Raw genomic sequence first — 21,787 nt, 5'->3', positions numbered from 1 at the left:
CACCGGAACACAACACGGCCGTTCGTTATTTCAGAACTAACACAGTGGACGCGAGCAACTGAGGACAAGCCCTCGGCCTATTAGTACCAGTCAGCTCCACCCGTTACCGGGCTTCCACATCTGGCCTATCAACCCAGTCGTCTACTGGGAGCCTTAACCAATCAAGTTGGTGGGAATACTCATCTCGAAGCAGGCTTCCCGCTTAGATGCTTTCAGCGGTTATCCTTTCCGAACGTAGCCAACCAGCCATGCCCTTGGCAGAACAACTGGCACACCAGAGGTTCGTCCGTCCCGGTCCTCTCGTACTAGGGACAGCCCTTCTCAATATTCCTACGCGCACAGCGGATAGGGACCGAACTGTCTCACGACGTTCTAAACCCAGCTCGCGTACCGCTTTAATGGGCGAACAGCCCAACCCTTGGGACCGACTCCAGCCCCAGGATGCGACGAGCCGACATCGAGGTGCCAAACCATCCCGTCGATATGGACTCTTGGGGAAGATCAGCCTGTTATCCCCGGGGTACCTTTTATCCGTTGAGCGACAGCGCTTCCACAAGCCACTGCCGGATCACTAGTCCCGACTTTCGTCCCTGCTCGACCCGTCGGTCTCACAGTCAAGCTCCCTTGTGCACTTACACTCAACACCTGATTGCCAACCAGGCTGAGGGAACCTTTGGGCGCCTCCGTTACTCTTTAGGAGGCAACCGCCCCAGTTAAACTACCCATCAGACACTGTCCCTGATCCGGATCACGGACCCAGGTTAGACATCCAGCACGACCAGAGTGGTATTTCAACGACGACTCCACAACCACTGGCGTGGCTGCTTCAAAGTCTCCCACCTATCCTACACAAGCCGAACCGAACACCAATATCAAACTGTAGTAAAGGTCCCGGGGTCTTTCCGTCCTGCTGCGCGAAACGAGCATCTTTACTCGTAGTGCAATTTCACCGGGCCTATGGTTGAGACAGTCGAGAAGTCGTTACGCCATTCGTGCAGGTCGGAACTTACCCGACAAGGAATTTCGCTACCTTAGGATGGTTATAGTTACCACCGCCGTTTACTGGCGCTTAAGTTCTCAGCTTCGCCGACCCGAAAGTCAGCTAACCGGTCCCCTTAACGTTCCAGCACCGGGCAGGCGTCAGTCCGTATACATCGCCTTACGGCTTCGCACGGACCTGTGTTTTTAGTAAACAGTCGCTTCTCGCTGGTCTCTGCGGCCACCCCCAGCTCATGGAGTAAATCCAATCACCAGTGATGGCCCCCCTTCTCCCGAAGTTACGGGGGCATTTTGCCGAGTTCCTTAACCATAGTTCACCCGAACGCCTCGGTATTCTCTACCTGACCACCTGAGTCGGTTTAGGGTACGGGCCGCCATGAAACTCGCTAGAGGCTTTTCTCGACAGCATAGGATCATCCACTTCACCACAATCGGCTCGGCATCAGGTCTCAGCCTTAACGTGTGACGGATTTACCTACCACACGGCCTACACCCTTACCCCGGGACAACCACCGCCCGGGCTGGACTACCTTCCTGCGTCACCCCATCGCTTACCTAGTACAAGTCTGGTTCGTCGGCTCCACCACTACCCTCAACTCCGAAGAGATCGGGCCGGCTTCACGGACTTAGCATCGCCTGATTCAGTATTGGGCGTTTCAAAGCGGGTACCGGAATATCAACCGGTTGTCCATCGACTACGCCTGTCGGCCTCGCCTTAGGTCCCGACTTACCCTGGGCAGATCAGCTTGACCCAGGAACCCTTAGTCAATCGGCGCACACGTTTCTCACGTGTGTATCGCTACTCATGCCTGCATTCTCACTCGTGAACCGTCCACAACTCGCTTCCGCGGCTGCTTCACCCGGCACACGACGCTCCCCTACCCATCCACACAGGCGTTAGCCCTTAACGTATGAATGACACGACTTCGGCGGTACGCTTGAGCCCCGCTACATTGTCGGCGCGGAATCACTTGACCAGTGAGCTATTACGCACTCTTTCAAGGGTGGCTGCTTCTAAGCCAACCTCCTGGTTGTCTCTGCGACTCCACATCCTTTCCCACTTAGCGTACGCTTAGGGGCCTTAGTCGATGCTCTGGGCTGTTTCCCTCTCGACCATGGAGCTTATCCCCCACAGTCTCACTGCCGCGCTCTCACTTACCGGCATTCGGAGTTTGGCTAAGGTCAGTAACCCGGTAGGGCCCATCGCCTATCCAGTGCTCTACCTCCGGTAAGAAACACACGACGCTGCACCTAAATGCATTTCGGGGAGAACCAGCTATCACGGAGTTTGATTGGCCTTTCACCCCTAACCACAGGTCATCCCCCAGGTTTTCAACCCTGGTGGGTTCGGTCCTCCACGAAGTCTTACCTCCGCTTCAACCTGCCCATGGCTAGATCACTCCGCTTCGGGTCTTGAGCGTGCTACTGAAACGCCCTATTCGGACTCGCTTTCGCTACGGCTTCCCCACACGGGTTAACCTCGCAACACACCGCAAACTCGCAGGCTCATTCTTCAAAAGGCACGCAGTCACGACTGCATGTGCAAGCACATACAGCGACGCTCCCACGGCTTGTAGGCACACGGTTTCAGGTACTATTTCACTCCGCTCCCGCGGTACTTTTCACCATTCCCTCACGGTACTATCCGCTATCGGTCACCAGGGAATATTTAGGCTTAGCGGGTGGTCCCGCCAGATTCACACGGGATTTCTCGGGCCCCGTGCTACTTGGGTGTCTCTCAAACGAGCCGTTGATGTTTCAGCTACGGGGGTCTTACCCTCTACGCCGGACCTTTCGCATGTCCTTCGCCTACATCAACGGTTTCTGACTCGTCTCACGGCCGGCAGACCGTGAAAGAGAGATCCCACAACCCCGCATGCGCAACCCCTGCCGGGTATCACACGCATACGGTTTGGCCTCATCCAGTTTCGCTCGCCACTACTCCCGGAATCACGGTTGTTTTCTCTTCCTGAGGGTACTGAGATGTTTCACTTCCCCTCGTTCCCTCCACACTGCCTATGTGTTCAGCAGCGGGTGACAGCCCATGACGACTGCCGGGTTTCCCCATTCGGACACCCCCGGATCAAAGCTCGGTTGACAGCTCCCCGGGGCCTATCGTGGCCTCCCACGTCCTTCATCGGTTCCTGGTGCCAAGGCATCCACCGTGCGCCCTTAAAAACTTGGCCACAGATGCTCGCGTCCACTGTGCAGTTCTCAAACAACGACCAGCCACCCATCACCCCACCCCTGAGGGCGAGTTCACTGGGGCCGGCAACTGAAGGCGACCTCACGGCCGTACCCTCAGATACCCAACAACGTGCCCGACACAACCGATCCCTTCCCACGTTCCACGCCGAAGCAGTACTAGTGAAAAACAACCTGTCGTGCCGAATAGTCAACGTTCCACCCATGAGCTGACCACCGTCGAACATTTGCCGACGTAGTGGCTCTGGATTCCTTACGGAATCTAGATGCTCCTTAGAAAGGAGGTGATCCAGCCGCACCTTCCGGTACGGCTACCTTGTTACGACTTCGTCCCAATCGCCAGTCCCACCTTCGACAGCTCCCTCCCACAAGGGGTTGGGCCACCGGCTTCGGGTGTTACCGACTTTCGTGACGTGACGGGCGGTGTGTACAAGGCCCGGGAACGTATTCACCGCAGCAATGCTGATCTGCGATTACTAGCAACTCCGACTTCATGGGGTCGAGTTGCAGACCCCAATCCGAACTGAGACCGGCTTTTTGAGATTCGCTCCGCCTCGCGGCATCGCAGCTCATTGTACCGGCCATTGTAGCACGTGTGCAGCCCAAGACATAAGGGGCATGATGACTTGACGTCGTCCCCACCTTCCTCCGAGTTGACCCCGGCAGTCTCCTGTGAGTCCCCATCACCCCGAAGGGCATGCTGGCAACACAGAACAAGGGTTGCGCTCGTTGCGGGACTTAACCCAACATCTCACGACACGAGCTGACGACAGCCATGCACCACCTGTATACCGACCACAAGGGGGGCACCATCTCTGATGCTTTCCGGTATATGTCAAGCCTTGGTAAGGTTCTTCGCGTTGCGTCGAATTAAGCCACATGCTCCGCTGCTTGTGCGGGCCCCCGTCAATTCCTTTGAGTTTTAGCCTTGCGGCCGTACTCCCCAGGCGGGGAACTTAATGCGTTAGCTGCGGCACCGACGACGTGGAATGTCGCCAACACCTAGTTCCCAACGTTTACGGCGTGGACTACCAGGGTATCTAATCCTGTTCGCTCCCCACGCTTTCGCTCCTCAGCGTCAGTAATGGCCCAGAGATCCGCCTTCGCCACCGGTGTTCCTCCTGATATCTGCGCATTTCACCGCTACACCAGGAATTCCGATCTCCCCTACCACACTCTAGCCTGCCCGTATCGACTGCAGACCCGGGGTTAAGCCCCGGGCTTTCACAACCGACGCAACAAGCCGCCTACGAGCTCTTTACGCCCAATAATTCCGGACAACGCTTGCGCCCTACGTATTACCGCGGCTGCTGGCACGTAGTTAGCCGGCGCTTCTTCTGCAGGTACCGTCACTCTCGCTTCTTCCCTGCTGAAAGAGGTTTACAACCCGAAGGCCGTCATCCCTCACGCGGCGTCGCTGCATCAGGCTTTCGCCCATTGTGCAATATTCCCCACTGCTGCCTCCCGTAGGAGTCTGGGCCGTGTCTCAGTCCCAGTGTGGCCGGTCGCCCTCTCAGGCCGGCTACCCGTCGTCGCCTTGGTAGGCCATCACCCCACCAACAAGCTGATAGGCCGCGGGCTCATCCTTCACCGCCGGAGCTTTCAACCCCGTCCCATGCGGGACAGAGTGTTATCCGGTATTAGACCCCGTTTCCAGGGCTTGTCCCAGAGTGAAGGGCAGATTGCCCACGTGTTACTCACCCGTTCGCCACTAATCCACCCCGAAGGGCTTCATCGTTCGACTTGCATGTGTTAAGCACGCCGCCAGCGTTCGTCCTGAGCCAGGATCAAACTCTCCGTGAATGTTTTCCCGTAATCGGGACACACATCACGAGAGCGGAACGATCAGCCGGAATAAGACCGATCGTTCACAGCGTCCTCGCTGTGTAAATTGCCTACCGGAACCGTGAGGCCCGGCAGGACTTTCAAAGGAACCACCAACCTGCCGAAGCAGGCCGGGGTATCAACATATCTGGCGTTGACTTTTGGCACGCTGTTGAGTTCTCAAGGAACGGACGCTTCCTTTGTACTCACCCTCTCGGGCTTTCCTCCGGGCTTTCCCTTCTGTCTTGCATTTCCGACTCTATCAGACTCTTTCGTGTCCGATTCCCGGTCGAAGCGGCCCCCTGCGGAGCAGGAGAATTTTTACTGCGCTTTCCAGTTCTTCGCTTTCGCGTTTCCCTTTCCGGCGAGTCCGACTCTATCAGGCCTTTTCATTTCCCTTGACCAACCTCCTGCAGGCATGCAGGTGCCGATCCGGGTTAGAGTCAAGGCTTAAAAGTCGCCGCCGACCCCCGACTTAAAGTCGTGCTGGGGCCAGGCAGGAGTACGACAGTACAGGCCGCCGGGAGTTGAGGCAAATCGTTTCCGGTACCCCTCTAAGGCCGCGAATCATCAGGACTCAGGCGGAACCGGATTCTTATGACTTACCCTGCTGAACAGTACGCCGTCGCCCACAAGCTGTGACGGCGCCATTCCAGCTCCACCCCTGGGAGGTTCCCCATGACCACTGTGACGTCCCCTCTTGCCGGACGTGCCATCGGGCTCGCTGCCGTACCGGACCCGGTCTTCTCCGGCGCGATGGTGGGTCCTGGAACCGCCGTTGATCCCGTACGCGAGCCGTCCGAGGCCGTATCGCCGGTCGACGGCATCGTTGTCTCCCTGCACCCACACGCGTTCGTCGTCGTGGACGACCACGGGCGCGGCGTTCTCGTGCACCTCGGCATCGACACCGTTCAGCTCAATGGTGAAGGTTTCGAGCTGCTCGTGAACAAGGGGGACACAGTCACGCGCGGTCAGGGCATCGTGCGTTGGGATCCTGCGGGCGTCGAGGCGGCCGGCAAGTCCCCCGTGTGCCCGATCGTCGCGCTGGAGGCCACCGCTGATTCCCTCTCCGACGTCCGCGAGGACGGGGACGTGAAAATCGGCGACACATTGTTCGGTTGGCAGTGACGGACTCGGCGCAGTGAAAGCCGACTGGATATCCACCGCGGAGGCACGGGCCGCCGCACAACCGGGGACGGGTGAAATGGAGACAACGCTGCGAGGCGTCGGTGTGAGCCACGGAGTGGCGATCGGCGAGGTGCGCCATATGGGCACGGCGGTACTCGAACCGCCGGCCAAGCAGATTCCGGCCGAGGAGGCGGAGCGCGAACAGGGGCGCGCTCGCCAGGCTGTGGAGGCTGTGGCGGCCGACCTGATTGCGCGCGGCAATCTGGCCGGTGGCGAGGCCCAGCATGTGCTCGAGGCCCAGGCCATGATGGCTCAGGACCCCGAGCTGATGGCTGATGTGGAGCGGCGCATTGCCGTCGGCAGCACCGCCGAGCGCGCCGTCTACGACGCGTTCGCCGCCTACCGGGCGCTGCTCGCCAACGCCGGGGAGTACCTTGCGGGTCGGGTTGCTGACCTCGACGACGTGCGCAACCGGATCGTGGCTCGCCTGCTCGGTGTGCCGATGCCAGGTGTGCCGGACAGCGACGATCCCTATGTGCTGATCGCACGGGATCTCGCGCCCGCCGACACTGCGCTGCTCGATCCGGCTCTGGTGCTCGGCTTTGTGACCGAGGAGGGCGGGCCGACCAGTCACAGCGCGATTCTGGCGCGGGCGCTCGGTGTGCCTGCCGTGGTGGCGCTCCCCGGCGCCGGTGAGCTGGCCGAGGGCACGGTCGTCGCGGTGGACGGCAGCACCGGTGAGATCTTCGTCGAGCCCAGCGCCGAGAAGCGTGCGGAGATGGAGAGCGCCGCTGCGGCGCGCAAGGCCGCACTGTCCGCTTCGACCGGTCCCGGCGCTACCTCCGACGGCCACAAGGTCCCGCTGCTCGCCAATGTCGGTGGGCCGGGCGATGTGCCGGCGGCGGTCGAGGCCGGTGCCGAGGGCGTGGGGCTGTTCCGTACCGAGTTCCTGTTCCTGGACGACAGCAAGCAGGCACCGTCCGAGGAGAAGCAGGTTGCGGCGTACCGGGCCGTGCTTGAGGCGTTCCCCGAGGGGCGTGTCGTGGTGCGGGTGCTGGATGCCGGCGCCGACAAGCCGCTGGACTTCCTGACGCCGGCGGACGAGCCGAACCCGGCGCTGGGCGTGCGCGGGCTGCGGAGCCTGCTGGACCACCCCGAGGTACTGCGGACCCAGCTGACCGCGTTGGCGAAGGCGGCCGAGGGTCTGCCTGTCTACCTTGAGGTCATGGCTCCCATGGTGGCCGACCGTAAGGATGCGAAGGCCTTTGCCGATGCCTGCCGTGAGGCCGGGCTGCGGGCGAAGTTCGGCGCGATGGTCGAGATTCCGTCCGCGGCGCTGCGGGCACGCTCGATCCTGCAGGAGGTGGAGTTCCTCTCGCTGGGCACCAATGACCTCGCGCAGTACACCTTTGCCGCCGACCGTCAGGTGGGGGCGGTGTCCCGGCTGCAGGATCCGTGGCAGCCTGCGCTGCTCGACCTCGTGGCGCTGTCGGCGGAGGCGGCCAGGGCCGAGGGCAAGAGCTGTGGTGTCTGTGGTGAAGCCGCCTCCGATCCGCTGCTCGCCTGTGTCCTGACGGGGCTGGGTGTGACGTCGTTGTCGATGGGGGCCGCGTCCATTCCTTATGTCCGCGCCACGCTGGCGAAGTACACGCTTGCGCAGTGCGAGCGTTCCGCTTCCGCCGCGCGTGCGGCGGACTCCGCCGAAGAGGCACGGGTGGCGGCTCAGGCGGTGCTGTCGGGCGAGTAGCTCTGCGGCGTCAGTGGTGAAGGGGCTCCCCGCCGATGGTGGCGGGGAGCCCCTTCGATTTGTCAGTGGTGTGATTCCGGTTCGTCCGCGCCCAGGTCGAAGCCCGCGCAGTACTCCACATGTGACTCCGGGGCGACCGGTTCGCCGGTGTCGGCGTCGGTGCAGTAGGCGCTGAAGACCTCACCGGCGGTGAGCGGGACCAGGCTGCCGCGGGCCAGCCGCCAGCCGTGGACCCGGTCCTGGGTGCCGGGGTTGCTCGTACGGAGTACGACTCCCCCGGGCTTGTCGAGGGCGATACCGACGGCGAGCACCGTGACGAACTCGGCTCCTTCCGCTGTTTCGAGGCGGGCGGGTCCCGTGGTCTCGCGCTCGGTGTGCAGGACGGCGAGCAGGTGCTCGTTCTCGGTGTGGGTGCTGCAGACGAGGTGGTGGGTGCCCGGGCCTGCCGTCTCCAGCATGCGCAGCAGCAGGTGGGAGGCCCGGTCGAAGGCGGCGCGGCCGATGTCCTGGCCGCAGTCCGCGCAGTCTCCGAGACCGGCCAGGGTCATCGTGGTGTACTCCCAGGTGGCCTGGCGGACGGCTCGGCTGACGAGGAGCGGGATCAGGGTGTCGATGGGCTGCCCGGCGTACGCGACGGTGGCCCCGGCTGAGGCGATCTCGGCGGTGAAGCGGCTGCGGCTGGCGGGAGCGTCAGGAGCGATTCCCGACTCGGTGCAGAACTCCGCGTACTCCTCCGGGTCGAAGAGAGCGACCCTGGCGTGCATGCCCTGTGCGGCGAGGGCTTTGAGCAGGCCCTCGACCTGCTGCAGATAGACGGTGTGGTCGTCGAACGTGAAGGTGCGGTAGTGCTGCATCGCCGCGAAGTCCTGCTCGTCGGCCAGGAGGCCGATGGTGCTGGGTGCTTCGCGGCGCAGCGTACGTCGCATGGATGTGCCGGAGCGGCTGTACCCGGCGGTCGTGCTGTGCTTGGTGTTCCTGGTGTGCGCCATGACTCCCCCAGTGCGCTGTCGATCATTGCTCACTCAGAGTAATCATGGGCACTGACAATGCGGACGGTCAGGCACGCTTGCGGGCGAGGTCCTCGTAGAAGCGGAGGAGTTCGAGGTTGTCGATCGAGCCGGGATTGACCGCCTTGGCCAGGGCCGTGCCCTGCAGAAGGCGTTTGACCGGAACCTCGATGCGCTTGCCGGTGAGGGTGTGCGGAATGCCCGGGACCTCGATGACCTCGTCCGGGACATGGCGCGGGGACAGGTTCTCGCGGATGGTCTGCTTGATGCTGTTGCGCAGGTCGTCGTCGAGCGCGGCCCCGTCGGCGAGGTGGACGAAGAGCGGCATCCAGTACCCGCCGTCGGGCTCCTCGATGCCGATGACGAGGGATTCGCGGATCTCGGGGAGCCGCTCGACGGCTTCGTAGATGTCGGCGGATCCCATCCGTACACCCTGGCGGTTGAGGGTGGAGTCGGAGCGGCCGTGAATGACGACCGAGCCGCGTTCGGTGATCGTGATCCAGTCGCCGTGGCGCCACACACCGGGGTACATGTCGAAGTAGCTGTCGTGGTAGCGGCTGCCGTCGGGGTCGTTCCAGAAGCGGATCGGCATGGAGGGCAGGGGTGCGGTGACGACGAGTTCGCCGACTTCGCCGATGAGCGGCTTGCCCGTGGGGTCCCAGGACTGGAGGTCCGTGCCGAGGCACGGGGCCTGGAGTTCGCCGATGTGCACGGGGAGGGTGGGGACCGCGCCGGCGAAGCAGCTGCAGACGTCCGTGCCGCCGCTGACGGAGGCGATCCAGAGATTGTCGGCGACTTCGTCGTGGAGCCAGCGGAAACCGTCGGGCGGGAGCGGGGAGCCGGTGGTGGCGACGCACTGGATGCGGGAGAGGTCGAAGTCGCGGCCCGGGTGGATGCCGGCCTTGCGGCAGGCCATGACATAGGCGGCGGAGGTGCCGAAGAGGGTCGCTCCGGTCTGTTCGGCTACGCGCCACTGGGCGCTGACGTCCGGATAGCCCGGGCTTCCGTCGTACAGCACGAGTGTGGTCCCGGTGAGCAGGCCGGAGACGAGGAAGTTCCACATCATCCAGCCCGTGGAGGTGTACCAGAAGAACCGGTCGTCGGGGCCGAGGTCGCAGTGCAGGCCGATCTGCTTGAAGTGTTCCAGCAGGATGCCGCCCTGGGACTGGACGATCGCCTTGGGGAGTCCGGTCGTGCCGGAGGAGTAGAGCACCCACAGCGGGTGGTCGAAGGGGACCTGTTCGAAAACGGGCTCGGTGTCCGCGGATGTGAGGGCGGACCATTCGAGGGCACCTTCCGGGGCCTCGGTTCCCAGCAGCGGGATGTGGACGACGGCGCGCAGAGTGGGGAGTTCGCGGCGAAGCTCCGCGACCGTGTCGGCGCGGTCGTGTTCCTTGCCGCCGTAGCGGTAGCCGTCGACGGCGAAAAGGACGACGGGTTCGACCTGCTGGAAGCGGTCGAGGACACTGCGGGCGCCGAAGTCGGGGGCGCAGGAGGTCCAGACGCCGCCGACGGCCGCGGTGGCGAGGAAGGCGACAACGGCCTGGGGGACGTTGGGGAGGTAGGCGCTGACACGGTCACCCGGTTCGACGCCGAGGGCACGGAGCTCGGCGGCGAGCGATCCGACCCGGCGGCGGAGTTCGGACCACGAGATGGGGACCTGGGTGTGGGTCTCGTCGACGTGGAGCAGGGCGGGGGCGTCTGCGCGCAGGGGGTCGTCCGCAGTTCGCAGCGCGTGTTCGGCGTAGTTGAGGGTGGCACCGGGGAACCACTGGGCGCCGGGCATGGTGCGGTCGCCGATGACGGACTCGTACGGGGTGGAGAACCGTACGTCGAACCAGTCGGCGACGGCCTGCCAGAACGCGTCGAGCTCATCGACCGACCAGCGGTGCAGGGCCGGATAGCCGCCGTCGGCCGGTGCTCCGTACCGCTCGGCCGCCCAGTTCTGGAAGCGGGTGACGGCCGCGGCCGCGATGCGGTCGGGGCCGGGCTGCCAGAGGGGGGCTTCGTAGGCTGCTGCGGTCATGGGGCGGCTCCCTGGCTGTACGGGTACGCGGGATGGGCGTGGGTCGCGCGCACACGTGCTGGGGTGTGCGCGTGAGGCGGCTTTTACGGACGATGCCATGTGATCGTCTTTCGCACCAGGGTTCGCCACCCATGGTCACGTGTCCGGATATGTGGTCCGGCCACGGGTGAACGGAAGTTGAACGGAGCCCGCACCCGCCCTGTCGGGTGGCAGGGTGAACCGCATGAACGGTCGTGACCTGGTGCGCTCGGTGAAGATGGTCGGTTCGGTGCAGGGGCTGCGCGCGGTGCGCTCCTCCTTGCGGCGTCGGAATGCGGATGCGCGGGCGCTGCCGCGGCGCGGCGCGGAGCGGGCGAGAGTGCCGGGACTTGTGGTGGGGGCGGATCCGGGGCCGGGCGGGGGTGTGGTGCGGTTCGCGCGTTCGGAGTTGCGGGTCCGGGTGGCGGTGGGCGGTGCGGTGTTCTGGGGCTGGGACGGCGCGGAGCCGTTGCCGTCGTACGCACTGGCCGGTGCGGCGCCCGAAGCGGATCCGCGGGCCGAGCTGGAACCGGACAAGGACGGCGGCTGGAAGGTGGTCTCGGAGCGGCTGACCGTTGCGGTGTCGCGGCACGGGGCCGTGGAACTGCGTACTCCTGGCGGGGTGGTGCTCCGGCGCGAGTTGCCGCCACGCTGGTGGGAGCCGGTGGCGGGTGGTGCCGCTCGGTGGGTGCAGCGTTCCGAGGTGCCGGCGGACGCCCGGTTCTTCGGGCTCGGCGGACGTGCGTCGGGGCCGCGGCTGCGGGACGGTGTGTACGAGCTGTGGAACACCGATCCGGGTGGGCACTTCGGGCCGAATGACGATCCGCTGTATCTGACGATGCCGGTGCAGATGGTGATCTCCGATGCAGGGACGCATCTGGTGTTCCACGACAACACCTGGTCGGGGCGGGTGACGTTGCGCGAGGGCGAGGAGGGTGCCGGATCCGGCCATGACCGTCCGGGGATGTGTGAGGTACGGATGGACGGGGGGCCACTGCGCTGCTGGGTGATGGCCGGTACGCCGGCCCGGGTGCTGCAGTGCTGGACGACGCTCACGGGTGCGCCCGCGCTGCCGCCGTCCTGGGCGTTGGGTCCGCAGCATGCCCGTTGGGGGTTCGGGAGCGAGCGGGAGGTGCGGCGGATCGTTGCCGGGTACCGGGAGCGGGGGCTGCCCTTGTCGGTACTTCATCTGGACATCGACCACTACGACGCACATCGGGTGTTCACCGTCGACCGTGAGCGTTTTCCCGATCTGCCGGGGCTGGCGAAGGAGTTGCGGGAGGACGGGGTGCGGCTGGTGTCGATCGTCGATCCCGCGGTGAAGGCGGAGCCGGGGGATGCGGTGTTCGACTCGGGTAGGGCGGTCGGGAGCGGCGGGGCGTTCATCCGGGATGCGCGGGGGCGGGCGGTGCGCGGGGAGATGTGGCCGGGTGAGTGCGTATATCCGGACTTCACCGATCCGCAGGTGCGGGAGTGGTGGGGCGGTCTGTACGAGGAGCGGCTCGCGCAGGGGTTCTCCGGTGTGTGGCACGACATGAACGAGCCGGTGTCGTTCGCGGCGTTCGGGGATCCGACGCTGCCGCGGTCGGCGCGGCACTCTCTGGAGGGCCGCGGGGGTGATCATCGCGAGGCCCACAATGTGTACGGGCTCGCGATGGCGCGTGCCGGGTACGAAGGGCTTCGCCGACTGCGGCCGGAGGCGCGTCCCTTTCTGTTCTCGCGTTCCGGTTGGGCGGGGATGCAGCGTTACGGGGGCACCTGGTCCGGTGATGTGGAGACCGGCTGGCCGGGACTGCGGGCCTCGCTGGCACTGGTGCTGGGGCTGGGGCTGTGCGGGGTTCCGTATTCGGGGCCGGATGTGGGCGGGTTCGACGGCTCGCCGTCGCCGGAGTTGTATCTGCGGTGGTTCCAGCTGGGTGCGTATCTGCCGTTGTTCCGTACCCATGCGGCAATCGACGCGGGACGGCGGGAGCCGTGGGAGTTCGGACCGCAGGTGCTTGAGCATGCGCGGGCCGCGCTGGAGGAGCGGGAGCGGCTTCACCCGTACTTCGTGACGCTGGCGCAGCTGGCCCGGCTGACGGGTGCGCCGTATGTGCGACCGCTCTGGTGGGGTGCACCCGGGGAGCGGGCATTGCGGGAGTGCGAGGACGCGTTCTTGCTGGGCGACGCCTTGCTGGTGGCGCCGGTGCTGGAGCGTGGTGCGGATCGCCGGGCCGTGCGGTTGCCGCGGGGGCGTTGGTATGACACGGCGACGGGTGAGATGTACGAGGGGCCGGGGCAGGTGTTGCTCGATGCTCCGTTGTCGCGGGTGCCGGTGTTGGCGCGAGCGGGTTCGGTGCTGCCGGTGCGGGGCGCGGACGGGGGTGTGGAACTGGAAGTGTGGGCTCCGGCCGCGGGGCGCAGTGGGGGCGGTCTGGTGGTCCGGGATGCGGGTGACGGCTGGGAGCGGGCGGAGGTCGAGCGGTATACGTCGCGGCTGGTGGACGGCGAGGTTCGGGTGGAGCGGGAGGGCGAGGAGGGGCCGGTGAACCACCCGGTGCGCGTGCGGGGGTTGTAGGTCGGGTCGCGGTGTGCGCAGGGGCCGTCGGTCCGGTCAGTGGTAGCCGCCTTCGAACCACGTGCGGGCGGCCCGGGTGTGCAGGGGGAAGGCCGGCTCGGTGGGTGTGCGGAGCAGCTGGAAGCCGGAGGTCTCGTCGGTCGGCCCGGAGGGCGGGAAGCCGGCCGCGGGGCGTTCCGGAAGCAGGCCGAAGAGGAGCAGGTGGCCGTCCGGGGTGCTGAGGGCATCGGCGAGGCGGACGTCCTGTTCGTCGGCCTCGATGCCGGTCTCCTCGTGGAGTTCACGTACGACTGCGTGTTTCCAGTCCTCGTCGTGGTCGATGAAGCCGCCGGGAAGGGCGAGGCCTCCGCGGTGGGGCGGGATGGTGCGGGTGATGACGACGAGTCCGGTGCCGTCCCGGTCGGTGACGGTGAGCAGGGCCACTGCGACGGGCAGCGGGTTGCGGTAGGCGGTGTCGCCGCAGACGGTGCAGGTGCGGGGCCAGGCCGTGGGGGACACCGAGGCGGCGTACGGCGCTCCGCAGGTGCCGCAGTAGGAGTCCTTGACCGGCTTGTCGGGGTTGCTCGTGGGCACAGACACGCGCGGACTGTATCCGATCGCCTGCCGGCTTCCCCCACAGTGCTGGATTATGTGCTCATGACAGGTCTCCCTTCCGCTTTCCGTGTCCTGGCAGCCGCTGCCGCCACCCTGCTCGCCGTCACCGCCGCCGCCCCTGTGGCGCAGGCGAAGCCCGAGCCGAAGGCCCCCGAGGAGTTCGTCGCGCTGCGTTCGGTGGATCCGACGATCATCCAGGAGATGCGCTACCCCACCGCACACAACTTCATGGGCGTACCGGTGGACGGCTACCGCCGGCCGCTCTGCATCCTGACCCGGCCGGCGGCCCGTGCGCTGCACCACGCGCAGACCCGGCTGCTCAAGCAGGGCTACTCGCTGAAGGTGTACGACTGCTACCGGCCGCAGCGGGCGGTCGACCACTTCGTGCGGTGGGCGAAGGATCTCGACGACGAGACCATGAAGGGCGAGTTCTACCCCCGGGTCGACAAGACGCGGCTGTTCGCCGACGGTTACATCGCGGAGAAGTCCGGGCACAGCCGCGGCAGCACGGTGGACCTGACGCTGGTGAAACTGCCCGCCGCGCCGACCGGACCGTACCTGCCGGGCCAGAAGCAGGTGCCCTGTTACGCGCCCGAGGCCGACCGTTTCCCGGACAATTCCGTCGACATGGGCACGGGATTCGACTGCTTCGACACGCTCTCGCACACCGATGACCCGCGCGTCCAGGGAACTCGGCGCGCCAATCGACAGTTCCTGAAGAAAACACTCACCGATGCCGGCTTTGTGAATCTGGCCGAGGAATGGTGGCACTACACCTTCAAGCCCGAGCTGTTCCCGGACACCTACTTCGACTTCCCGGTGGCCAGGAGGTCCGTCGCGGGGCACTGACGCGAGCGCGGAGAAAGGGCGGCCGGGACCACCCCCCTGAGTTCCGGCCGCCCATTCTTCTTCTCGGACGCGGATCGACCGTTTCCGGTTGTCACTCAAGCCATTACGGTGCCCGTATGTCACAGCAGACGTTCGATTCATACGAAGAGTTCTGGCCCTACTACGTCGCGATGCACTCCAGGGCCGCCACCCGCTGGGTCCATCTGACGGGCACCCTCACCGGCCTCGCGGTCACCGCGTACGGCCTGGCACGGGGGCGCAAGAGGTACGCGGCCGCACTGCCGCTGATCGGGTACGGGACCGCCTGGCCCGCCCATTTCCTGATCGAGAAGAATAATCCGGCCACCTTCGGGCACCCCGCCTGGTCACTGCGTGGCGACGTACAGATGATCCGGATGATGCTGGCGGGCCGCGACCGGGAGCTGGCAGAGACCGCCGCCAAGTGGCTCGCCGACAACCGCTGACCGTGGCACACTTCTGACGTTCCGTCAGAACTCATGCCGGGGAGGGGTTTTGCCGCAGACGCGCACACCAGTGGTGGCCGGATGGTTCACCGAGGACAGCACCGACCAGGACTTCCGACTGCTGGGCACCCGCTGTTCCGCCTGCTCGTCGGTCTTCTTCCCGCGTCAGGACGTCTTCTGCCGCAATCCGCAGTGCGAGGGCGGTGAGCCGGCCGAAGTGCCACTCTCCCGGCGCGGCACGGTCTGGTCGTACACGGACTGCCGCTACCGGCCGCCTGCCCCCTACCTCTCCGACCCCGACGTGCCCTGGGAGCCGTACACGCTGGTGGCCGTCGAGCTGGCGGCCGAGCGCATGGTGGTCCTCGGCCAGGCCGCGCCGGGGATGGGCGTCGCGGATCTGGCGGTCGGGATGACCGTCGAGGTGGTGCCGGGCGTGTTGAGCGGAGGCGCCGCCGCCGGGACCGATTCGGCCCCGGTGTGGACGACCTGGCACTGGCGGCCGGTGCCGTCCGAGGGCACCGGCGGGGCCGGGGGCGGTGCGGCATGACCGGGGAGGTGGCCGTCCTCGGCGCCGGGATGCATCCGTGGGGCAAGTGGGGGCGCAGCTTCGTCGAGTACGGCACGGTGGCGGCCCGGACGGCGCTCGGTGACGCTGGGATCGGCTGGCGGGACGTGCAGTCGGTGGTCGGCGCTGACACCGTGCGCGGCGGCTACCCGGGCTATGTGGCCGGTGCGACGTTCGCGCAGGCACTCGGCTGGCAGGGGGCGAGGGTCGCCAGCGTGTACGCGGCATGTGCGTCGGGTGCCCAGGCGATCAACACTGCCAGGGCACAGATCCTCGCCGGCCTGGCGGAGGTGGTGCTCGTGGTGGGTGCGGACGCCGCACCCAAGGGGTTCTTCGCCCCGGCGGGCGGCGACCGGCCGGACGACCCCGACTGGCTGCGCTTCCGGGTGCTCGGCGCGACGAACCCCGCGTACTTCGCGCTGTACGCCCGCCGACGGATGGCCGTGCACGGAGACACCCCGGAAGACTTCGCGCTGGTCAAGGTGAAGAACGCGGCAGCCGGTGCGCTGAACCGTAACGCCCGCTACCGCGCGCCCGTGACCGCCGAGCAGGTCGCCGCCTCCGCCGTGGTCGCCGATCCGCTGCGGCTGCTGGACATCTGTGCGACGTCCGACGGCGCGGCGGCGCTCGTGCTGTCCAGCATGGAGTTCGCACGGCGTCACGGGGCCGCGGATCCGGTCCGTATCCGCGCCGTCTCCACCGTGACGCCGACCTACCCGAAGGCCGTACTCGACCTTCCGGACATCGCGACCGATTCGGCGGTCGCCGTGGAGCCGGCCGCGGAGAGCTTCCGCGCCTCGATCGCCCGGGCGGCGTACGAGGAGGCGGGCGTCGGGCCCGAGGATCTGTCCCTGGCCGAGGTGTACGACCTGTCGACCGCTCTTGAGCTGGAGTGGTACGAGGACATCGGGCTGTGCGGTGCGGGTGAGGGCGCCAAGCTCGTACGTGAGGGGGCGACGGCACTCGGTGGCCGTATACCTGTCAATCCGAGCGGCGGACTCGCCTCCTTCGGGGAGGCCGTGCCCGCGCAGGCCATCGCCCAGGTCTGCGAGCTGACCTGGCAGCTGCGCGGCACTGCGGGCCGACGGCAGGTTCCGGGCGCGCGGGTCGGGATCACCACGAATCAAGGGCTGTTCGGCCATGGTTCCGCAGTCGTCGCGGTCCACTGAGCGCTTTCCCATCCGATTTGCAGTGTGCGACGGCCCGTACGGCATCTGTCGTGAACAGCGCTTGCCGTCAACAGGCTTGACGATCCATCACACAGGATGAAAAATCCTTGCCCAGTCAGGCAACAACACGCGGCCCGTACCCCGGTCGGCGGGGGTGCGGGCCACGTTCCCGGCGCTGTGTCGGCCGATGGGCCTACGTCGTTGCGGGCTGGCGGGGACGCTCCGCGCGGGCCACTGCGTGCTCGACGACCGCCACCAGTACGTCCCGTGCGGAGGAGCGGTCGCGCGCGTCGCACATGAGCACCGGCACCTCCGGGTCGAGGTCCAGCGCCGCCTGCACCGTCTCGGTGGGGAACTTGCCGGCTCCCTCGAAGCAGTTGACGGCGACGGCGAACGGAATCGCGCGGCGCTCGAAGTAGTCGACCGCCGCGAAGCAGTCCGCCAGCCGGCGGGTGTCCGCGAGCACGACCGCTCCCAGCGCGCCCTGGGCAAGTTCGTCCCACAGGAACCAGAAACGGTCCTGCCCCGGGGTGCCGAAGAGGTACAGCACCAGGTCCTCGCGGAGTGTGATCCGGCCGAAGTCCATGGCCACGGTGGTGGTGGTCTTCGCCTCCACACCCGCCAGGTCGTCCACCGGGCGGCCCACCTCGCTGAGTCTCTCCTCCGTACGCAGCGGCCTGATCTCACTGACCGCGCCGACCAGAGTCGTCTTGCCCACTCCGAAGCCGCCCGCCACCAGGATTTTCAGGGTAACGGGCTCAACGGGCCGCCTGTTGCGGCTAGAGCGCCCGAAGGCCATTGATCACCTCGCGAAGAATGTTCACGTCCGGCAGCTCGGCCGGCGGAACGGGACGGGTTACATGCACCAGCTCGTCCTCGACGAGATCACCGACCAGCACCCGGACCACCCCGACGGGAAGATCCAGGCCGGCCGCGAGTTCGGCGATCGACTGGGGCATGTCACTGCAGAGTTCGACGATCTCCACATGTTCCGGGGAGAGCGTCTGGTTCCGGCCGGGATCGTCGGCCGCGGGTTCCGGGAAGACGATCGCGATCAGGTCGAGCCGATGACGGGAGGCGCTGCTGGTACGGCCCCGGGTCATCGCGTACGGACGGACCACAGGGCCCGCTTCGGCGTCGTACCAGCGCGATGCCTGCGGGTCCGTGGGCGTTGCCGGAGATCTGGAGGAGTCAGCACTCATGCCGTCCACTCACCCCCCGGCGGTCAGACCGGTCGTCCGGGGGGCGTTGGCCAGGTGGGCGCCGACGCGCTTGACCATCAGCGTCATCTCGTACGCCACCTGGCCGACGTCGGAGTCGGCGTCGGCCAGCACGGCGAGACAGCTGCCGTCACCGGCCGCCGTGACGAAGAGGAACGCCTCGTCGAGTTCGACGACGGTCTGGCGGACCCGGCCCGCGTCGAAGTGGCGTCCCACGCCCTTGGCGAGGCTGTGGAATCCGGAGGCGACGGCCGCCAGATGTTCGCTGTCTTCGCGGGTCAGGTCCTTGGACGTGCCGGTGGCGAGGCCGTCGCTGGAGAGCACCAGCGCCTTGTGGATGCTGGCGACGCGGTCGACGAGTTCGTCGAGCAGCCAGTTGAGCTGGCCTGAGCCCTGGCGTGCGGCATTGGGTGCTGCGGCGTTCGGTGCGGTCATCGACCGTCCCCTCCCGGAGTGGTTCCTTGTGCTGTTTCACCGGGACCGGTCACGTCCTCGGCGTTCTGCCGACGGCCGCGCTGCCAGCCGCGTTGGAGCGAAGCCATGCGGCTGCGTACCTCGTCCGCATCGCGCTCGAAGTCCTGAGACGGTTCCGTCACGGCCGGCTCCGCATCGCGGCCGCCGGAGACTTCGCGAAGCTGCGGGGCGAGGCTGGCCTGCCGGATGCGCCGGGGCAGACCACCCACGGTCTCCCGGGCCGCGCTCGGCGCTGTCGGAGGCGCGGGCTCAGGAGGTGTGGCCGGCTCGGCGGCTTTCCGGAAGCCGGTGGGCTGCCGGGGTTCGGTGGGGTGCCGCGGCCCGGTGGGTCTGCCGGTGTCGACGGCGGAGGGCCACGGGACGGCGGCCGACAGCCTGATCCCGGCGTCCGTGGTGGGACTGCCGGTTTCGGCCGGACCGGGTGAGGAGTCGTGCTCGGCGGTTGCGGGGTGGGCGCGGCCCGCCTCGTCGACCCGGCGTCCGTTGTCGGCGACCAGGGTCGGCGGTTTGCGGCGGGGCAGCGGCACCGGGCCGCCGGGGCGCATCGCCCGTACATCGGCTGCGGACTCCCCTGCCTGGTCGGACGCCTGCTGGTGCTGTTCGCGGTCACCGTCGCGCCGGGGGGCGCGGGCGCGGAAGATGCCGCCGCGTTCACTCTCGGTGTCGCCGATGTCGGAAGCACCGCCAAGCAGAGGGTCGATCAGCGGATCGAGTACGGGGTCGTTCTCGAAGCCCAGCGCTCCGACGGGTCCCTCCAGCTCGACGGGCCCGTCCAGGAGGGCCGGGTCCACGAGGCCGGTGGGGACGGGGGCGAGGCCGGAGGACCTGCCGGTGGCGCGACGGTCCGGCACGCCGTCCCTGCGACCCTTGTCGCTGCCCGGTCCCTGGCCGGCTGCTCTTCCGCCGCTGCCGATCGACTTCTCGGACCGGCGGTCGAGGCGGAACCCGGCGCCGTGCGTCTCCGGAGCGTCGGTGAGCAGCGCCACCGGGATGAAGACGACGGCGGTCGTGCCACCGTACGGAGAGGTCTGCAGCGAGACACGGACGTTCTGCCGCTGAGCCAGACGGCTGACCACGAAGAGACCGAGCCGGTCGGTGTCGGAGAGTTCGAATTCGGGGGTCTCGGCGAGCCTCAGGTTGGCGTCGAGGAGGATGTCGGGAGCCATGCCGAGACCGCGGTCGTGGATTTCGAGCGTGAAGCCGTTGGCGACGCGTTCGCCGTGCACCTGGACCGCGGTGTGCGGCGGCGAGAACACGGTGGCGTTCTCCAGGAGTTCGGCGATCAGATGGGTGAGGTCGGCGACGGCGGGGCCGCCGACACCGATGCGGGGCAGCCGGCGGACCTCGATCCGCTCGTAGTCCTCGACCTCGGCGACCGCTGCCCGTACCACGTCCATCAGCTGGATCGGCTTGCGCCACTGACGGGACGGTGCGGCACCGGAGAGGATCACCAGGCCCTCGGCATGGCGCCGCATGCGGGTGGTCAGGTGGTCGAGGCGGAAGAGGTCCGCGAGTTCATCGGTGTTCTCGGTGCGGCGCTCCATGGTGTCAAGGAGCGTCAACTGCCGGTGCAACAGGACCTGGTTGCGGCGGGCGAGATTGACGAAGACCTCGGAGACCCCGCGGCGCATGTCCGCCTGCTTGACCGCGGCTTCGACGGCGGCCCGTTGCAGGGTGTTGAGGGCCTGGCCGACCTGGCCGATCTCGTCCCGTTCGTACTGGAGGTGCGGCGCCTCGGTCTCGACATCGACCTGTTCACCCGCGGCGAGCCGGCGCATCACGCTCGGCAGCCGTACGCCGGAGACCTCATGGGCGTCCTTTCGGAGCCGGGAGAGGTCACGGATGAGCTCGCGGCCGATGCGTACGGAGACGAACACCGAGGCGAGCAGGGCGAGGAATCCGAGGACACCCGCGACCCCGGCCTTGATCAGGACGCTGTAGCCGGCGGGCTTGCCGCGGTCCTGGAAACGGTTGTTCATCTCGGTGGAGTCGTTGGCAAGCCGGTCCAGGACCGGCGGGGCCACTTCCTGCCAGCGCTCGGCGTCGACCGCTCGCGGGTCCTTGGTGGGACCGCCGCTGATGAGGGTGTTCTCCGCGGTCCTCAGCGCTTCGCTGTCCGGGCTCGCCCAGTACTGCTCCACGCGTCGGCGCTCCGACGAGGGAAGCATCTCGCCATTTATCTCGTAGAGCAGCTTGCGATTGGCGACGAGGTCGGAGATCTGGCGCAGTTCGGAAGCGGTGAGCCGTCCGGCGATGAGTGACGAGGCGACCAGAGCGTCTTCGCGGGAGAGCATTTCGCGGGCTCGTGAGACGCCCACGAGCGCGCGGACCTGCTTGTCCATCGACACGTTCTCCATCGTGCGGAGGCCGGTCAGAAAGCGGTAGCAGGGGTCTATGAGACGGTCGTAGAACTCCATCGCCTTGAGGCGGTCGATGGTGCGTTTCTCGACCGAATCGCGGAGTGCGCCAAGGCCCTCGACCGTGCCGAGGACCGCGTCCAGCTGTGATTCGTCCTCGGGCCGCAGTGCATCGCGGATGTCCTTCTGCCGTGCGCTGTCCCTGACATCCGCCATGACACGGTCGGTGGCTGCTCGTTGGCGTTCCAGCAGAGGCAGAGCGTTGGAGGCCCTGGGGTCGGCAAGGAAGACAAGGGTCTGACGGCGCTCGTCCTGAATGGCACGGACTGTACCCTCCAGAGGATGACCGACCTTCTCCACGATGGTGCTCGCACTCATCAGATGGCCGGCCTCGCGCCCCGTCAGGAAAGTGGCAAAACCCCAGAGTCCGGTGAGGGAGACGAGCGGCACCAGCAGCAACGCCACGATCTTCCTGCGGATGGATTTCCCGCGAAAGCGCATGGCCTCCTCCAGCCCGGCCCCACGGGGCGTTGGTCGTGTTCCGTCAACAAACGGCGCGAGCCTACTACCGACAGTGAGACAAC

General features: G+C 66.6%; 14 protein-coding genes and 2 rRNA genes. 7 read left to right on the top strand and 9 right to left on the bottom strand.

The features are described from left to right. Window positions 1–60: 60 nt before the first annotated feature. A 23S ribosomal RNA gene (locus OG953_RS35645) occupies window positions 61–3,185 on the bottom strand. Between the two features lie 296 nt (window positions 3,186–3,481). Then, window positions 3,482–5,007 (bottom strand): 16S ribosomal RNA (locus OG953_RS35640). The 16S and 23S rRNA genes sit together here, the layout of an rRNA operon. Window positions 5,008–5,706: 699 nt before the next feature. Between OG953_RS35640 and OG953_RS35635 the strand changes: the two genes are divergently transcribed. Then, window positions 5,707–6,156, top strand: a complete 450-nt coding sequence (locus tag OG953_RS35635) for a PTS glucose transporter subunit IIA (protein WP_405689359.1) — start codon at window positions 5,707–5,709, stop codon at window positions 6,154–6,156. A gap of 76 nt (window positions 6,157–6,232) precedes the next feature. Then, window positions 6,233–7,903 carry a phosphoenolpyruvate--protein phosphotransferase gene (gene ptsP, locus OG953_RS35630; RefSeq protein WP_405689357.1) on the top strand — a complete coding sequence of 557 codons (1,671 nt, stop codon included), beginning with the start codon at window positions 6,233–6,235 and terminating at the stop codon, window positions 7,901–7,903. A gap of 62 nt (window positions 7,904–7,965) precedes the next feature. On the opposite strand, the gene OG953_RS35625 is transcribed toward ptsP, so the two are convergent. Both OG953_RS35625 and OG953_RS35620 read right to left on the bottom strand, forming a co-directional pair. Beyond that, complete coding sequence (locus OG953_RS35625) at window positions 7,966–8,892, bottom strand: hypothetical protein (protein ID WP_405689355.1); 927 nt, start codon at window positions 8,890–8,892, stop codon at window positions 7,966–7,968. Window positions 8,893–8,959: 67 nt separating this feature from the next. Further along, complete coding sequence (locus OG953_RS35620) at window positions 8,960–10,936, bottom strand: acetoacetate--CoA ligase (RefSeq protein ID WP_405689352.1); 1,977 nt, start codon at window positions 10,934–10,936, stop codon at window positions 8,960–8,962. A 223-nt stretch (window positions 10,937–11,159) separates the two neighbouring features. Here OG953_RS35620 and OG953_RS35615 point away from each other — a divergent pair, with 223 nt between their 5' ends. Then, window positions 11,160–13,511: a glycoside hydrolase family 31 protein gene (locus OG953_RS35615; protein ID WP_405689350.1), complete on the top strand. Its 2,352-nt coding sequence runs from the start codon at window positions 11,160–11,162 to the stop codon at window positions 13,509–13,511. 36 nt (window positions 13,512–13,547) lie between these two features. Here OG953_RS35615 and OG953_RS35610 read toward each other — a convergent pair whose 3' ends face one another. Continuing rightward, on the bottom strand, window positions 13,548–14,090 hold the full coding sequence (locus OG953_RS35610; RefSeq protein WP_405689348.1) for an NUDIX domain-containing protein: 543 nt from the start codon (window positions 14,088–14,090) through the stop codon (window positions 13,548–13,550). Window positions 14,091–14,147: 57 nt separating this feature from the next. Here OG953_RS35610 and OG953_RS35605 point away from each other — a divergent pair, with 57 nt between their 5' ends. The 4 genes from OG953_RS35605 (at window position 14,148) to OG953_RS35590 (ending at window position 17,152) form a co-directional block, all read left to right on the top strand. Then, window positions 14,148–14,954 (top strand): M15 family metallopeptidase, encoded by an 807-nt coding sequence (locus tag OG953_RS35605; RefSeq protein WP_405689346.1) that lies wholly within the window; start codon window positions 14,148–14,150, stop codon window positions 14,952–14,954. A 116-nt stretch (window positions 14,955–15,070) separates the two neighbouring features. Continuing rightward, window positions 15,071–15,418 (top strand): DUF962 domain-containing protein, encoded by a 348-nt coding sequence (locus tag OG953_RS35600; protein ID WP_327276372.1) that lies wholly within the window; start codon window positions 15,071–15,073, stop codon window positions 15,416–15,418. 49 nt (window positions 15,419–15,467) lie between these two features. Then, window positions 15,468–15,965 (top strand): Zn-ribbon domain-containing OB-fold protein, encoded by a 498-nt coding sequence (locus OG953_RS35595; protein ID WP_405689344.1) that lies wholly within the window; start codon window positions 15,468–15,470, stop codon window positions 15,963–15,965. Continuing rightward, window positions 15,962–17,152: a lipid-transfer protein gene (locus tag OG953_RS35590; RefSeq protein ID WP_405689342.1), complete on the top strand. Its 1,191-nt coding sequence runs from the start codon at window positions 15,962–15,964 to the stop codon at window positions 17,150–17,152. The genes OG953_RS35595 and OG953_RS35590 overlap by 4 nt, the downstream gene beginning before the upstream one ends. A 193-nt stretch (window positions 17,153–17,345) precedes the next feature. Here OG953_RS35590 and OG953_RS35585 read toward each other — a convergent pair whose 3' ends face one another. The 4 genes from OG953_RS35585 to OG953_RS35570 are packed head-to-tail and all read right to left on the bottom strand — an operon-like array spanning window position 17,346 to window position 21,704. Beyond that, window positions 17,346–17,951: a GTP-binding protein gene (locus tag OG953_RS35585; protein WP_405689340.1), complete on the bottom strand. Its 606-nt coding sequence runs from the start codon at window positions 17,949–17,951 to the stop codon at window positions 17,346–17,348. Next, a complete protein-coding gene (locus OG953_RS35580) occupies window positions 17,932–18,354 on the bottom strand; it encodes a DUF742 domain-containing protein (RefSeq protein WP_405689338.1) in 423 nt (140 codons plus the stop codon). Before OG953_RS35580 ends, OG953_RS35585 begins: the two co-directional genes overlap by 20 nt. A gap of 9 nt (window positions 18,355–18,363) precedes the next feature. Then, a complete protein-coding gene (locus tag OG953_RS35575) occupies window positions 18,364–18,807 on the bottom strand; it encodes a roadblock/LC7 domain-containing protein (RefSeq protein ID WP_327276367.1) in 444 nt (147 codons plus the stop codon). After that, complete coding sequence (locus tag OG953_RS35570; RefSeq protein WP_405689336.1) at window positions 18,804–21,704, bottom strand: nitrate- and nitrite sensing domain-containing protein; 2,901 nt, start codon at window positions 21,702–21,704, stop codon at window positions 18,804–18,806. Before OG953_RS35570 ends, OG953_RS35575 begins: the two co-directional genes overlap by 4 nt. Window positions 21,705–21,787: the final 83 nt, after the last annotated feature.

The sequence above is a fragment of the Streptomyces sp. NBC_00057 genome (genome assembly GCF_045041165.1).
Taxonomy (GTDB): domain Bacteria; phylum Actinomycetota; class Actinomycetes; order Streptomycetales; family Streptomycetaceae; genus Streptomyces.
Note: the sequence above shows the minus strand (reverse complement) of the source record. Positions and strands in the feature narration are given on the sequence as shown.